The organism is Actinotalea sp. C106 (assembly GCF_023630195.1).
Classification (GTDB): domain Bacteria; phylum Actinomycetota; class Actinomycetes; order Actinomycetales; family Cellulomonadaceae; genus Actinotalea.
Genome location: NZ_JALPKN010000012.1, coordinates 13,335 through 28,856, shown reverse-complemented (window position 1 = coordinate 28,856; position 15,522 = coordinate 13,335). Strand labels below are relative to the sequence as shown.

Sequence of the window (15,522 nt, the reverse complement as noted above, 5' to 3'; positions counted from 1 at the left end):
GCCTGACGCTGATGGGCGACCCGCTCGGCCTCGGCGTCGGGCACCGTGTGCGGCCGGGCCAGCACGGGACGGCTCCGCATCGCGGCGAGGCCCTCCTCCTCGCGGCGCAGCCGATGGGCGATGGCGGCACGGATGCGGCTGCGAGCCTGCTGCAGACGCGCTCGCTCCTCGCCGATGTCGGGCACGATCCGTTTGGCGGCGTCCGTCGGTGTCGAGGCCCGGTGGTCGGCCACGAGGTCGAGGAGCGGCGCGTCGGTCTCGTGCCCGATGGCGCTCACCAGGGGGGTGCGGCACGCGGCGGCCGCGCGCACGAGGGTCTCGTTGCTGAAGGGGAGCAGGTCCTCGACCGAGCCCCCTCCCCGGGCGACGACGATGACCTCGACGCTCGGGTCGGCGTCGAGCTCGGCGAGGGCCGCCGAGACCTGGCTGACGGCCTGGGTGCCTTGGACGGCGACCTCTCGGATCTCGAAGCTGACCTGCGGCCACCGCGCCCGGGCGTTGACCACGACGTCGTGCTCGGCCTTGGACTCACGGCCGCAGACCAGACCCACGACCCCCGGCAGGAAGGGCAGCGGCTTCTTCCGAGAGGGGTCGAAGAGCCCCTCGGCGGCGAGGATGCGCTTGAGGTGCTCGATGCGGGCGAGCAGCTCCCCGACGCCGACCGCGCGGATCTCGTCGGCCTGCATCTGCAGCGAGCCACGCTTGGGCCAGTACGCCGGCGTGACGTGCACGACGACGTGCGCGCCCTCGGCGATCTCGGTGCTGGCCTGCTCGAGGACCCGGGTGTGCAGGGAGACGGGGACCGAGACGTCGGTGTCGGTGTCCCGCAGCGTGAGGAAGGCGAGGGTGGTGCCGGGGCGGCGGTTGAGCTGGACCACCTGCCCCTCGACCCAGACGCTCGGCATGCGCTGGATGTAGTCGGCGATCTTGGCCGAGAGGTGACGGACGGGCCACGGCGTCCCCGCCGTGGTGTCGAGGGCGCGGGCGGGCAGCGCACCGGTGGTCGAGGTCACGCGCCCAGCCTGCCATCTGCCACCGACGCGGCGCCCGCAGGACGCCGGTGGACGGGGTCCGTAGACTGAGGCGGTGAATCCCTCTGCCACCACTGACACCAAGCGCGTGCTGCTCGCCGCACCGCGTGGGTACTGCGCGGGAGTGGACCGGGCGGTGATCGCCGTCGAGAAGGCCCTGGACCACTACGGGGCCCCGGTGTACGTCCGCAAGGAGATCGTCCACAACAAGTACGTCGTGGAGACCCTCTCGGACCGCGGCGCGATCTTCGTCGAGGAGACCGACGAGGTGCCCGAGGGTGCGCGTGTGGTCTTCTCCGCCCACGGAGTCTCGCCGGCCGTGCACGCCTCGGCCGCGGCGCGCTCGCTGCAGACCATCGACGCGACGTGCCCGCTGGTCACGAAGGTCCACAAGGAGGCCGTGCGCTTCGCGAGCGACGACTACGACATCCTGCTCATCGGCCACGACGGCCACGAGGAGGTCGAGGGCACCGCAGGCGAGGCCCCCGAGCACGTCCAGGTGGTGAACTCGCCCGACGAGGTCGGCAAGGTGACGGTGCGGGACCCGGACAAGGTCGTGTGGCTGTCGCAGACGACCCTCTCGGTGGACGAGACGATGGAGACGGTGCGTCGGCTGCGTGAGCGGTTCCCGAGCCTGCAGGACCCGCCCAGCGACGACATCTGCTACGCGACCCAGAACCGCCAGGTGGCGGTCAAGAAGCTCGCCCCGGACTGCGACCTCGTGATCGTGGTGGGTTCGGCGAACTCGTCGAACTCGGTCCGGCTGGTCGAGGTCGCCCTCAATGCCGGGGCCCGCACGTCTTACCGGATCGACCGTGCTGCGGAGATCGACCCGGCGTGGTTCGAGGGAGTCTCGACGGTCGGTGTGACCTCGGGGGCCTCGGTCCCCGAGATCCTCGTGCGTGACGTGCTCGACGACCTCGCCGCTCGTGGGTACGGGACGGTCGAGGAGGTCCGTACGGCCACCGAGGACCTCATGTTCTCGCTGCCGCGCGAGCTCCGCGCCGACCTCAAGGCTGCGGGTCAGGCCCCTCCGCGCCCTACGCGTGGTGGCCGCCGGTCGCTGTCGGTCGAGCCTGTCTGATCCCGTCGAGCTCGATCCGTCGGGGCTGTCCCCTCGCGGGATCACCTCGTGCAGCCCGGCCCCCGCGGGCTGACCTCGCTCAGGCCGAGCCGGCGCGCCGGTCGGTCTCAGGTTGGACCGTTGCCGCGCTCGGCGTGAGGTCCTCGAGGGAGACGAACCGGTGGTCCTGCGCCGCCACCAGCTCGGGGGCCTGGACCTGGCGCGCGGCGCGGTCGACCTGGGCCGGTGCCTCGAGCTCGGCGTCGGTGACCTGGAGGTCCGCCATGCGCCGCGCGCTGACCAGCACCCGGGACTCGAGCGAGCTCACGGACTCGTTGTAGGCCTTGACGGCTCCGTCGAGCTGGCGGCCGAGCCTCCCGACGTGCCCGCCCAGGGTGGCGAGCCGGCCGTGCAGCTCTCGTCCGAGGGTCAGCACCTGCTGGGCGTTGGCGGCGAGGGCCTCCTGCCGCCACGCGTAGCCGACGGTGCGCAGCAGCGCGACGAGGGTCATCGGGGTGGCGAGCACCACGTTGCGTTCCATGGCGTACTCGTAGAGCCCGGGGTCGACCTCGAGGGCGGCGTGCAGGAAGGGCTCGGCGGGCACGAACATCACGACGAACTCGGGGGCGGGGGAGAACTGCTCCCAGTACTGCTTGGCCGCGAGGTCGTCGACGTGCTTGCGCAGGTGGCGACTGTGCGCGGCGAGCCGCTCGCGTCGTACCGCGTCGTCGGTGGCCTGCACGGCCTCGAGGTAGCCCAGGAACGCCACCTTGGCGTCCAGCACCACCTGCTTGCCGCCGCTGAGCCGCACCACCATGTCGGGGCGCTGCAGGCCGTCGTCGGTGCGGGTCCCTGCCTGTTCGACGAAGTCGACGTGGTCGAGCATGCCGGCGGCCTCGACCACGCGTCGCAGCTGCAGCTCGCCCCAGCGGCCCCGGACCTGGGAGGAGCGCAGCGCGGTGACGAGCTGGCCCGTCTCGTTGCGCAGCAGCTCGGAGACCTCGTGCATCGACCTCAGCTGCTCGCCCAGGGCGGCCTGGCCCGCGGTCCGGGCCTGCTCGGCCGTGGTCATCTCGGCCTTCACCTGGTCGATCACACGCGTGAGCGGGTCGACCATGGCGCGCACGGCCTGCTCGCGCTGGGCCAGGGTCGCGTCGTGCTGCTGCTCGGAGGCCCGGAGCCGCTGCTCGGCGAGGCCGAGGAACTGCTGGTTGTTGGCCGAGAGCGCGTCCGAGGCGACGGCGCGGAACTGCTCGAGGAGGCGTTGCTGATCACCCTGGGCGTTCGCGACCCGCTCCGTGCTGACCCGCCGCTCGGCGTCGAGGAGGGCGGTGGCCTCGGTGAGGCGCCCCTCGAGCCGACGGGTGCGGTTCCCGAGCCTCAGGTGTGCCCCGAGCCAGCCGAGCGCAGCACCGATGACCAGACCGACCAGGACGAGCAGGATCTCCATGCCGAGCACCCTCCCAGGGACCACCGACACCGGGGCCCGCCCGTGCTCCGCTGCGCGTCGCCCAGGGCTCGACCCGTAGACTCGTCGCCCGTGGCTCTCAGCATCGGCATCGTCGGACTGCCCAACGTCGGCAAGTCCACCCTCTTCAACGCCCTGACCCGTGCGGGGGTGCTCGCCGCGAACTACCCGTTCGCGACGATCGAGCCCAACATCGGTGTGGTCTCCCTGCCAGACCCGCGCCTCGACACGTTGGCGGGGATCTTCGGCAGCGAACGGATCGTGCCGGCCACCGTGTCCTTCGTGGACATCGCGGGCATCGTCCGCGGCGCGAGCGAGGGCGAGGGGATGGGCAACCAGTTCCTCGCCAACATCCGTGAGGCGGACGCGATCTGCCAGGTGGTCCGCGCCTTCGTCGACGAGGACGTGCACCACGTCGCGGGGAAGGTCGACCCGGCCGACGACCTCGACACCATCAACACCGAGCTCGTCCTCGCCGACCTCCAGACGGTCGAGAAGGCTCTGCCCCGCCTCGAGAAGGAGGTGCGTGGCAAGAAGACCGACGCCGCCGTCCTGACCGCGGCGCAGCAGGCCTACGAGGTGCTCGCCGAGGGCTCGACCCTCTTCGCGGCACGCGACCGGCTCGCCAAGGCCGGCGTGGACCCCCAGGCGCTGCGCGAGCTCCAGCTCATGACCTCCAAGCCCTTCATCTACGTCGTGAACACCGACGAGGCGGGTCTGGCCGACGAGGGCCTCAAGGCCCGCATGCGTGAGCTCGTGGCCCCTGCCGAGGCGATCTTCCTCGACGCGAAGCTCGAGTCCGAGCTGGTCGACCTCGACCCCGAGGACGCCGCCGAGATGCTCGCCTCGACGGGCCAGGACGAGCCCGGTCTGAACCAGCTCGCGCGGGTCGGGTTCGAGACCCTCGGCCTGCAGACCTATCTCACGGCAGGGCCCAAGGAGGCCCGCGCCTGGACCATCCGCACGGGCTGGACCGCCCCCCAGGCGGCTGGCGTGATCCACACCGACTTCGAGCGTGGCTTCATCAAGGCCGAGGTCATCAGCTTCGAGGACCTGGTCGAGGCCGGCTCCATTGCCAACGCCCGCGCGGCGGGCAAGGCCCGCATCGAGGGCAAGGACTACGTCATGGCCGACGGCGACGTGGTGGAGTTCCGCTTCAACGTGTAGCCGGGTCACCTCTCGCGGCCGGTTCTTCCCCGCGACTGGCTGCGCGGCTATGGTCGCGGGGGTGAGAACCGAGGTGCATCGTGTGCTGGAGGCGGCCGCCCCACGAGGCCGGGCGCTCGGTGCTGTCGCCCTCGGCGTCGTCCTCGCCGGGTGCTCGATGTCTACTGCGCCGTCAGCCCCTGATGAGGTGGTCTCGAAGGCACCGGTGACCACTCTCGCAACGCCTGACGTGCAGGCGCCGTCCGAGACGGCTCCCGCTGAGTCGTCGAGCGACGACGTCGATCCGTGGGCCGGCTACGTCGAGGTGCAAGACGGTACGTGGGTCCCGGCCGGTGGCCCTGGCGACTGCACCGCGGCTGCACACCTCTCCCTCGGCACCGTGGCTGAGGTTCTCCTTCCTGAGAACCTCGTGGACATGGGGCCACGGAGGTTCGCCCAGGGCGAGGTCGGCTACGACGGTCAGGGGCGTATCGCGACCTACACGGCCGCGGCCGGGGACGTCGAAGGGGTGATCGGGGCGCGGCTCTGCGTCTACAACGGTGGGTCGATCGGGATGCTGAACGGCCACGAGCTTGATGAGCCGATCCAGCCGGGCGAGGTGCTGGTGATCGACCCGGAGGCAGTTCCCGGCTTCGAGTACGAGGACCCGTTCGACTGACCACCCGGCCGACTGACCACCCGGTCGACTGACCACCCGGGCCCCGAGGGCCGGAGGGGCAGCCGCCGCGCGAGCCGCCTCCTTGGCCGGCCGCCGTCCCGTCGGAGTCGTGCCACCTCGCGCAGGGCGGTCTGCCAGGTCGCGCCGGTAGCCGACCTCACGTCGTCCTGCGTCAGGGGCGGGGCGCCGTGTTTCCGGCTTGTACCGGTCGGCGGGACTGTTCGTGCGCGCAGCGGGGTTCTCGTCCGTGGAGGTCTCACCCACCGACATCGCGGTGCGTGACGTGCTAGGGACTGCGGCCTGCCCTACTAGGCACTGATTCAGTGGCCTGAGAGGGTGGCCACGCTAGGATCCGTCGTCCGGGGCCGGATGCTCGACGACATCCACGCGAGGGCGATGCGACGATCGTTCCACGATGTGAGACGTACCGGCCAGTATCGAATGCGTAACGATCGGACTTCCGGCTCGTGACGTGTCCCGACAGCCGCATTCGGCGGTTGTATGGTCACGGTCATCCATGGTGGACACGGGTGACCCGTGCTCCTCGCACCCCACGCGGTTCGAAGACACAGGTCGTGCGCGGCCCCACCGCATCCTTGTCAGGAGGAACAGTGAAGATCAGGCGAATCGGCGCCGCAGGTGCCATCGTCGCGACGGGTGCGCTCGTGCTGAGTGCGTGCTCGACCCCCGAGGGGAGCGAGATCGAGGAGGACACCTCGGTCAGTGTCGGCTGGAACCAGTCGTTCTACTCGCAGAACAACCTCACGGACACCGGCAACGCGACGGCCAACGCGAACATCCTGTATTTGACGAACGCTCAGTTCAACTACTATGACGGCGAGCTCAACATCGCCCAGAACGAGGACTTCGGCTCGTACGAGGTCACCTCGGAGGACCCCTTCACGGTCGAGTACACCGTGAACGAGGGCGTCACGTGGTCGGACGGCACGCCTGTCGACGCCTACGACGTGTTCCTCTACTGGGCCGCCCAGAACGACCGTTGGGACAACGTCGAGCCCGAGTACGACCCCGAGACCGGCGAGATCTCCAACCAGGACGCGATCGACGCGGGCGTCTACTTCAGCTCGACCTCCCCCGCCGCGAACCTGATCTCGGGCATGCCTGAGATCAGCGACGACGGCCGCACCGTCACCTTCGAGTACGACGAGCCCCGCTCCGACTGGGAGGTCTCGATCCAGCCCTCGCCCGTCGCGGCGCACGCCCTCGCCGGGGTCGCGCTCGAGGTCGAGGACGCCCAGGAGGCCAAGGAGCGTCTCTACGACGCCTTCGCGAACGAGAACACCGAGGACCTCTCGGCCATCTCGGCGGCGTGGAACAGCGGCTTCGACTTCACCTCCCTGCCCGACGACGAGCGCCTGTACCTCTCCTCGGGCGCCTACGTGATGACGGACTTCGTGGAGGGCCAGTACCTCACGGTCACCGCACGCGACGACTACGAGTGGGGCCCCGCCCCGCAGGTCGAGGCCATCACCATCCGCTACAACGAGGACCCGCTGGCCTCGGCCACGGCCCTGCAGAACGGTGAGGTCGACCTGATCTCGCCGCAGGCCTCGGTCGACCTGGTCGCGACCCTCGAGGGCATGGACGGCGTCGAGTTCGAGGGCACGTCCGAGGGGACCTACGAGCACGTCGACGTGGTCTTCGGCAACGGCGGCCCGTTCGACCCGGCCGCCTACGGTGGTGACGAGGAGACCGCGCGCCTCGTGCGTCAGGCCTTCCTCCTCTCGGTGCCGCGCACCGAGATCATGGAGAAGCTGATCCAGCCGATCCAGCCGGACGCCGTGCTGCGCAACTCGCACAACCTCGTCCCCGACGCCCCGAACTACGAGGAGGTCGTGGCCGGCAACGGATCCGACCTGTTCTCGGAGGACGACCAGGCGAACCGGGACGCCGCGACCGCGCTGCTCGAGGAGGCCGGGGTCGAGACCCCGATCGACGTGCGCTTCCTCTACGGCGAGGGCAACGTCCGCCGCGAGAACCAGTACGAGCTCATCGCGAACTCGGCCTCTGAGGTCGGCTTCAACGTGATCGACGAGGGTGACGTCGACTGGGGCCCGCGCCTGGCGCAGACCGCCACCTACGACGCCTCGCTCTTCGGCTGGCAGTCCACGAGCACCTTCGCGCTCAACTCGCAGGCGAACTACGTCACCGACGGTCTGAACAACTTCGGTGGCTACTCGAGCGACACCATGGACGCGTACTGGGACGAGCTCTCGACCAACACCGACCCCGAGGTCGAGACCGAGCTGCTCATCCAGATCGAGACCGAGCTCAACGAGGCCGGCTTCTCGGTGCCGATCTTCCAGCACCCCGGTGTGATGGCCTGGCGTGATGTGCTGGGTGGCACCTCGACCATCCCGCTCTCGCCGACCATCTTCTGGAACTACTGGGAGTGGGACATCAGCGCTGAGGACTCGATCGAGGCTCCCGGCACGGAGGCTGAGACCGAGTGATGGCGGTTCAGCTCTGCTGAACCCCTGAATGCATGACCGGTGGGGTACCGCGGTCCGCCGCGGTACCCCACCGAGCGTGAGGGCACGTGGTTGGTGCCCAGATCACCCAAGACGGCGCTCGTCGCCCTGCCCTGCCCCGGTCGCGGCCCTCGTCGACCGGGCGGAGGTCCCCGGGAGAACCCCGGGTGAACTTCCCCTCCGACGGTCCGCGTAGACTCACGCCGACCATGACCCACGTCCAGCGAGGTCCAGCACCCCATAGCAACCTCAGTGTCGAGCCGCGCGAGCGGTGACGAAGCGGTCTCCGCCGCTCCGGTCTCCGCCACCGGCCCACGCGCCCGCCTCCGAGCGAGCGGGCCGATGCTTTCCTTCCTCGGCAGGCGCATCCTGTCCTCGGCGATCGTGCTCCTCGGAGCCACCTTCATCGTCTACATGCTGCTCGCCTACTCCCTCGACCCGCTCGAGGAGCTCTACGCGAGCTCGGCGCCCAACCGGGACCAGCTGATCCAGCAGCGGATCGACCTGCTCAACCTCGACACCCCCGCCCCCGTGCGCTACCTCTCGTGGCTCGGGGGAGCGGCCGGGTGCCTGGTCGGGCAGTGCGACCTGGGCAGCAGCTGGGTGACGAACCAGCCGGTCGTCGCGATGCTGTCCTCGGCGATCCCGCAGACGGTCACCCTCATCGGGATGTCGGTCGTCGTCGCCCTGGCCCTCGGCGTCACGGTCGGTATCGCCAGCGCGCTGCGCCAGTACACCGGCTTCGACTACGGCGTGACCTTCATGTCCTTCGTGCTGTACTCGCTGCCCTCCTTCTGGGTCGCGGTGCTGCTCAAGCTCTGGGGTGCGATCGGGTTCAACGACTTCCTCGCCGACCCACGGATATCGCCGGCGGCGATCGCCGGGATCTCACTCCTCGGCGGCCTCGTGTGGCAGGCGATCGTCGGAGGGAACGCGCGCCGTCGCGCCACGACCTTCGTCATCGCGGGTGCCGCGACCGCGGGGATGCTCACCTTCATCACGACCACCGGCTGGTTGCTGGACCCGAGCCTCGGTCCTGTGGTGATCGGCATTCTCGGTGTGGCCATCGCCTTCGGGGTCACGGCGGTCGCGGCCGGGCTGCGCAACCGCAAGGCGCTCTACTCCGCGCTCACCGCCGTCGGCCTCGGTCTTGCCCTCTACTTCCCGCTCCAGTTCGCCTTCGTGAACGCCAGCGCACTGATGATCATCGGCTTCGGTCTGCTGACCGTGCTCTCGGGTGTCGTCATCGGGTGGCTCTTCGGCGGGCCGGACCGCGGGCAGTCGATGCGCTCGGCCGCCATCACCGCGGTCTTCGTCGCGATCCTGATCTTCGTGGACCGGCTGATGGGCGTCTGGGAGGTGTACAGCAGCTCGAGCCGGATCGCCGGACGACCGATCGCCACGATCGGCTCGCAGACCCCTGGTCTGACCGGTGACTTCTGGGTCGAGACGCTGGACACCTACACGCACCTGATCCTGCCGACCATCGCCCTGATCCTCATCTCCTTCGCCTCCTACACGCGGTACTCGCGGGCGAGCCTTCTCGAGGTGATGAATCAGGACTACATCCGCACGGCGCGGGCCAAGGGCCTCTCGGAGCGGGTGGTGACGGTTCGGCACGCCTTCCGCAACGCCCTCATCCCGCTCGCGACGATCGTGCCGCTCGACATCGCGAACCTCTTCGGCGGAGCGATCATCACCGAGCGGATCTTCGGGTGGACCGGTATGGGCACCCTCTTCATCCAGGGCATGAACCGTCAGGACGCCGACCCCGTGATGGGCTACTTCATCGTCGTCGGGACGCTGCTGGTCCTCGCGAACATCGTCGTCGACTTCGTCTACGCAGCCCTCGACCCCAGGATCCGGGTGAACGCATGAGTACCCCCACGCCCATGAACCCGCAGTCCGGGGAGCACACCGACCCGGCGGAGAACGTCGAGAACGCGATCGAGCTCAAGGAGGTCGAGGGCCTCTCGCAGGGCAAGATCGTCCTGCGGAGGTTCGTCCGGCACCGTGGTGCGATGACCGCAGCTGTCGTGCTCACCGGGATCGTCCTGCTCGCGACGACCTCGATCGGATGGGGCCCGATCCCCGGGTGGTGGCAGTTCAACTACCGCGAGAACCTCCCGATCGTGAACTCGGGCGGCGCCCCGACCATGTCCTTCGACGGTGGCATCTCGATGGGTGACCACCCGTTCGGGCAGGACAACATCGGCAAGGACGTCTTCGCGCTGGTGATGCGAGGCACCCAGCAGTCCCTGCTGGTCATGACGATCATCGGGCTCGTCGCGAGCACCATCGGCATCGTGATGGGGGCTCTCGCGGGCTACTTCCGCGGGCGTCTCGACAACCTGCTCATGCGGTTCACCGACATGATCATCACCATCCCGATCATCATGATCGGTGCAATCCTCGGTGTGCTCGTCGGTGGGGCCAGCCCGATCACCCTCGCTCTGGCGCTGAGCTTCGTCACCTGGACGTCCATGGCTCGTCTGGTCCGTGGCGAGTTCCTCTCCCTGCGCGAACGGGAGTTCGTCGACGCTGCCCGTGTCGCCGGAGCGAGCAGTGCTCGGATCATGTTCAAGCACATGCTGCCCAACGCGGTCGGCGTGATCATCGTCAACGCGACGCTCCTGATGGCCTCGGCGATCCTCCTCGAGACGGCCCTGAGCTATCTCGGCTTCGGCATCACGTCGCCGGACGTCTCGCTCGGCAACCTCATCAACGAGTACCAGACGGCCTTCGCCACCCGGCCGTGGTTGTTCTGGTGGCCGGGGCTGTTCATCGTGCTGATCGCGTTGTGCGTGAACTTCATCGGTGATGGGCTGCGGGACGCCTTCGACCCGCGCCAGCGGAAGATCCCGAGCCAGCGCAAGATGGCCAAGGGCTGAGCCCGGTGCTCAGCCTGTCAGAGGCGCACGGCCACGACGGCCAGGACCGAGAGCAGGCCCACGGTCAGTGCCGGCACGACGTGCCAACGCACCCCGGGGCGCGCTGCCTCGAGCCGGGGGTCGTCGAGGTGGCCGGCGTCGCGCAGCTCCTCCCAGCGGCGGCGCACGTACGCCGCCGCCTGGCCGGAGGGCGAGGTGATCAGGTCTCCGGGTCGCGCGCCGCCTGCGCCGTAGGTGGACTCGGGCAGGTGCGCGAGGTCCTCCGGGCCGGCGCCGAGGGCCTGCATGCGTCCCGGCGCCGGGGCGGCCCATGCGGAGTAGGTGCCGTAGGCCGTCTCGAGGGTCAGCGCGTACTTGGTGTCGATCCGCAGGATCGACGGCCAGGGCAGGTGCACGGTCCGCAGGACGTTGCGCACCTCGACCCCGCTGTCGTCGACCAGGACTGCCGGGCGTCCCAGGAGCGTCCACACCAGCACGGCAGGGAGGAGGAGGGCCGGCAGGTACCTCAGCCCGACCACCGGGTCCTCCACCACGGTGGCCACGAGGGCCACCCCGCACAGCACGCCGACCGCGACGGTCAGGATGCGTCCGCTGCGTGCTCTGAACTCGACCGTCTGCGACTCCACGCCGTCATCGTCCCAGACCCAGCAGGCGGACCCGTCCTGGCAGACCGCCCCCAGTGCCCCCTCGCGCACGTCCGTACCCGGACCGCGCGCCGTCGTGAAAGGACAGGGCCTCACCGTGGCTACTGACACCCCCACCACCGAGCAGACGCCGATCCTCGAGGTCCGCGACCTCGGGGTCGACTTCTACGTCGAGGGCGAGTGGTTCCCCGCCGCCGTCGACGTCAGCTACGACGTCCACCCTGGTGAGGTCCTCGCGATCGTCGGCGAGTCGGGCTCGGGCAAGACGCAGTCCTCGATGTCCCTCATCGGGCTGCTGCCTCGCAACGGCCGGGCCACCGGCAGCGCGAAGCTCGCCGGCCGTGAGCTGCTCGGTCTGCCGCACAAGCAGCTCTCGCGCGTCCGAGGCAAGGACGTCTCGGTGATCTTCCAGGAGCCGATGACGGCCCTGAACCCCGTGTACACGGTCGGGTTCCAGATCATCGAGACCCTGCGGACCCACTTCGACCTCGGGCCCAAGGCGGCCCGCGCGCGGGCCATCGAGCTGCTCACCCTCGTCGACATCCCGCAGCCGGCCAAGTCGGTGGACAAGTACCCGCACCAGCTCTCGGGCGGGCAGCGCCAGCGCGCCATGATCGCTCAGGCCCTGGCCTGCGACCCCAAGCTGCTGATCGCCGACGAGCCGACCACGGCCCTCGACGTCACGGTCCAGGCCGAGATCCTCAAGCTCATGCGGGACCTGCGGACCCGCATCGACTCGGGCATCATCCTCATCACCCATGACATGGGCGTGGTCGCCGACCTCGCCGACCGCGTGATCGTCATGAAGAACGGGCGGATCGTCGAGTCCGGGCTCGCCGACGACATCTTCAACCGTCCGCAGGACCCGTACACCCGTCAGCTCCTCGAGGCAGTGCCGCACCTGGGTCGCGGGATCGACGGCGGAACCTCGGGGGAGGGGACCCGCGCCAGCAGCACGACGACGGCACCGGTGGCCACGCCCTCGACCACCGACGGCGAGACGGCAGCCGCCTTCGTCGCCGAGAAGATGGTCATCGAGTACCCCAGCCGCGGTCGCACGCCGGCCTTCCGCGCGGTGGACCAGATCGACCTCACGATCGCCCGCGGTGAGGTCGTCGGCCTCGTCGGGGAGTCGGGCTCGGGCAAGACCACCGTCGGACGTGCCGCCGTCGGGCTGCTTCCCGTCGCGGGCGGGTCCCTGCGCATCGGTGGCCAGGAGATGGCGGGCATCTCGAGCAAGGACCTGCGCGAGGTGCGCAACCACGTCTCGATCGTCTTCCAGGACCCGGGCTCCTCGCTCAACCCCCGGCTGCCCATCGGTGAGTCGATCGGTGAGCCGCTCAAGCTGCACAAGGTGGCCGCGGGGGCCGAGCTCGACCGTCGCGTCGAGGAGCTCCTGGACCAGGTCCACCTGTCCCGCAGCATGCGCAACCGGTACCCGCACGAGCTCTCGGGCGGCCAGCGCCAGCGTGTGGGCATCGCCCGCGCACTCGCCCTCAGCCCGCGGCTGCTCGTCGCTGACGAGCCCACCTCGGCCCTCGACGTCTCGGTCCAGGCCAGGGTGCTCGACCTTTTCCAGGAGCTGCAGCACGAGCACGGCTTCGCCTGCCTCTTCATCAGCCACGACCTCGCCGTCGTCGAGATCCTCTCGAGCAGGATCGCCGTGATGCACAAGGGCGAGCTCGTCGAGCAGGGACCGCGCGACCAGATCCTGCGGAGCCCGCAGCAGGACTACACCCGGCGCCTGCTCTCGGCCGTGCCGGTGCCTGACCCGGCCGAGCAGAAGATCCGCCGCGAGGAGCGCGACCGCCTGCTCGAGGAGGAGCTGGTCCGCACCGGGGTGCACACCGCCACGGGTCGCCCTGCGGACCGTTCCGAGATCGAGCAGGCGGAGAACCGCATGAAGACCGACGTGCAGCACCGCGGCGCCGGCCAGCAGGGCGGCAGCGTCTGAGCGCTCTCCACCCCCGTTGACGACCGGCCCCTGACCTCTCCTGGTCGGGGGCCGATCGCCGTCCTGCGCGGTGACCGGGGCGTCGGCGTGTAAAATCGACTGGCGCCCCATGTCCGGCGCGCTCCCCGTCTTCTGAGATGAGTACTCCCATGCCTGTGCGCTCCGACCTGCGCAACGTCGCGATCGTCGCCCACGTCGACCACGGCAAGACCACCCTCGTCGACGCCATGCTGTGGCAGTCGGGCAGCTTCGGCTCCCACGCGCACATCGACGAGCGCGCGATGGACTCGGGGGACCTGGAGCGCGAGAAGGGCATCACGATCCTCGCCAAGAACACGGCGATCCGGTACCGCGGCCCCGCCGCGATCGCCGCGGGGGAGCCCGACGGCATCACCATCAACGTCATCGACACCCCGGGCCACGCCGACTTCGGCGGGGAGGTCGAGCGCGGCCTGTCCATGGTGGACGGCGTCGTGCTGCTCGTGGACGCGAGCGAGGGTCCCCTGCCGCAGACCCGCTTCGTGCTGCGCAAGGCCCTGGCGGCCAAGCTGCCCGTGATCCTCCTGGTCAACAAGGTCGACCGCCCTGACTCGCGGATCGAGGAGGTCGTCCACGAGTCGACCGACCTCCTGCTCGGCCTCGCGAGCGACCTGCACGAGGACGTGCCTGACCTCGACCTCGACTCGATCCTCGACGTCCCGGTGGTCTACGCCGCAGCACGCGCGGGCCGCGCCTCGCTCAACCAGCCCGAGGACGGTGGCCTGCCCGACTCGGAGAACCTCGAGCCGCTCTTCCAGGTGATCCTGGACAAGATCCCCGCGCCGACCTACACCGAGGGCGCGCCGCTCCAGGCCCACGTCACCAACCTGGACGCCTCACCCTTCCTCGGTCGCCTCGCGCTGCTGCGCGTCTTCAACGGGACGCTGCGCAAGGGCCAGCAGGTGGCCTGGGCCCGGTCCGACGGCTCGCTCACGAGCGTCAAGATCACCGAGCTGCTCGAGACGAAGGCCCTCGAGCGGGTCCCGACCGACTCGGCCGGCCCCGGGGACATCGTCGCCGTCGCCGGCATCGCCGACATCACCATCGGCGAGACCCTCACCGACATCGACGACCCGCGGCCGCTGCCGCTGATCACCGTCGACGACCCGGCCATCTCGATGACCATCGGGATCAACACCTCACCGCTCGCAGGCAAGGGCGGCAAGGGCCACAAGGTGACCGCGCGCCAGGTCAAGGACCGGCTGGACTCCGAGCTCATCGGCAACGTCTCGCTCAAGGTCCTGCCGACCGAGCGACCGGATGCCTGGGAGGTCCAGGGCCGCGGTGAGCTCGCCCTGGCGATCCTCGTCGAGCAGATGCGCCGTGAGGGCTTCGAGCTCACCGTCGGCAAGCCCCAGGTGGTCACCAAGGTCGTCGACGGCAAGGTCAACGAGCCGATGGAGCACATGACCATCGACGTGCCCGAGGAGTACCTCGGTTCGGTGACCCAGCTCCTCGCCCAGCGCAAGGGCCGCATGGAGACGATGGCCAACCACGGCACCGGCTGGGTCCGGATGGAGTTCGTCGTCCCGGCCCGCGGCCTCATCGGGTTCCGGACGCAGTTCCTCACCGACACCCGCGGCACCGGGATCGCCTCGTCCATCGCCCACGGCTACGAGCCGTGGCAGGGGCCCATCGAGACCCGCAACAACGGGTCCCTCGTGGCCGACCGTGCGGGCAAGGTCACGCCCTTCGCCATGATCAACCTGCAGGACCGTGGCACGTTCTTCGTGGACCCCACGCAGGAGGTCTACGAGGGCATGATCGTCGGGGAGAACGCCCGGGCCGACGACATGGACGTGAACATCACCAAGGAGAAGAAGCTCACGAACATGCGTGCCGCCTCGAGCGACACGTTCGAGAACCTCACCCCGCCGCGCAAGCTGACCCTCGAGGAGTCCCTCGAGTTCGCCCGCGAGGACGAGTGCGTCGAGGTCACCCCGGAGTTCGTGCGCATCCGCAAGGTGATCCTCGACCAGAACGACCGCGCCAGGAGCGCCTCGCGCGCCAAGCGCGCCTGACCCGACCGCGCGCAGCGCCTCCGCCCCGGGGCGCTGTGCGCGGTCCGCCGGCTTCTGCCACCCTGGGGGCCGTCCAGATCCGACCGCCCCTGGA

At 69.8% G+C, this 15,522-nt stretch carries 11 protein-coding genes; 8 read left to right on the top strand and 3 right to left on the bottom strand.

The annotated features are described in order from the left end of the window. The coding region (xseA, locus tag L0B03_RS01860) for an exodeoxyribonuclease VII large subunit (protein WP_250443382.1) at nt 1–1,013 on the bottom strand (1,013 nt) is incomplete at its 3' end. 73 nt (nt 1,014–1,086) lie between these two features. Between xseA and L0B03_RS01855 the strand changes: the two genes are divergently transcribed. Next, complete coding sequence (locus L0B03_RS01855; RefSeq protein WP_250443378.1) at nt 1,087–2,115, top strand: 4-hydroxy-3-methylbut-2-enyl diphosphate reductase; 1,029 nt, start codon at nt 1,087–1,089, stop codon at nt 2,113–2,115. 79 nt (nt 2,116–2,194) lie between these two features. Here the strand turns inward: L0B03_RS01855 and L0B03_RS01850 are convergent, their stop codons facing one another. Then, complete coding sequence (locus tag L0B03_RS01850) at nt 2,195–3,544, bottom strand: DNA recombination protein RmuC (protein ID WP_250443375.1); 1,350 nt, start codon at nt 3,542–3,544, stop codon at nt 2,195–2,197. A gap of 90 nt (nt 3,545–3,634) precedes the next feature. Here L0B03_RS01850 and ychF point away from each other — a divergent pair, with 90 nt between their 5' ends. From ychF to L0B03_RS01825, 5 genes are all read left to right on the top strand, one after another. Beyond that, entirely contained in the window at nt 3,635–4,729 is a 1,095-nt protein-coding gene (ychF, locus tag L0B03_RS01845) for a redox-regulated ATPase YchF (RefSeq protein ID WP_250443372.1), read from the top strand. A 379-nt stretch (nt 4,730–5,108) separates the two neighbouring features. Continuing rightward, nucleotides 5,109–5,387 (top strand): hypothetical protein, encoded by a 279-nt coding sequence (locus tag L0B03_RS01840; protein WP_250443369.1) that lies wholly within the window; start codon nt 5,109–5,111, stop codon nt 5,385–5,387. A gap of 611 nt (nt 5,388–5,998) precedes the next feature. After that, nucleotides 5,999–7,861 (top strand): ABC transporter family substrate-binding protein, encoded by a 1,863-nt coding sequence (locus L0B03_RS01835; protein ID WP_250443366.1) that lies wholly within the window; start codon nt 5,999–6,001, stop codon nt 7,859–7,861. Nucleotides 7,862–8,221: 360 nt separating this feature from the next. Further along, nucleotides 8,222–9,757, top strand: a complete 1,536-nt coding sequence (locus L0B03_RS01830) for an ABC transporter permease (protein ID WP_250443362.1) — start codon at nt 8,222–8,224, stop codon at nt 9,755–9,757. After that, nucleotides 9,754–10,770: an ABC transporter permease gene (locus L0B03_RS01825; protein WP_250443359.1), complete on the top strand. Its 1,017-nt coding sequence runs from the start codon at nt 9,754–9,756 to the stop codon at nt 10,768–10,770. Before L0B03_RS01830 ends, L0B03_RS01825 begins: the two co-directional genes overlap by 4 nt. Before the next feature lie 17 nt (nt 10,771–10,787). Here L0B03_RS01825 and L0B03_RS01820 read toward each other — a convergent pair whose 3' ends face one another. After that, entirely contained in the window at nt 10,788–11,396 is a 609-nt protein-coding gene (locus tag L0B03_RS01820; RefSeq protein ID WP_250443356.1) for a PH domain-containing protein, read from the bottom strand. Between the two features lie 115 nt (nt 11,397–11,511). On the opposite strand from L0B03_RS01820, the gene L0B03_RS01815 reads away from it, so the two are divergent. Continuing rightward, on the top strand, nt 11,512–13,368 hold the full coding sequence (locus L0B03_RS01815; RefSeq protein WP_250443354.1) for an ABC transporter ATP-binding protein: 1,857 nt from the start codon (nt 11,512–11,514) through the stop codon (nt 13,366–13,368). Between the two features lie 149 nt (nt 13,369–13,517). Then, nucleotides 13,518–15,428 carry a translational GTPase TypA gene (gene typA, locus L0B03_RS01810; RefSeq protein WP_250443351.1) on the top strand — a complete coding sequence of 637 codons (1,911 nt, stop codon included), beginning with the start codon at nt 13,518–13,520 and terminating at the stop codon, nt 15,426–15,428. Nucleotides 15,429–15,522: the final 94 nt, after the last annotated feature.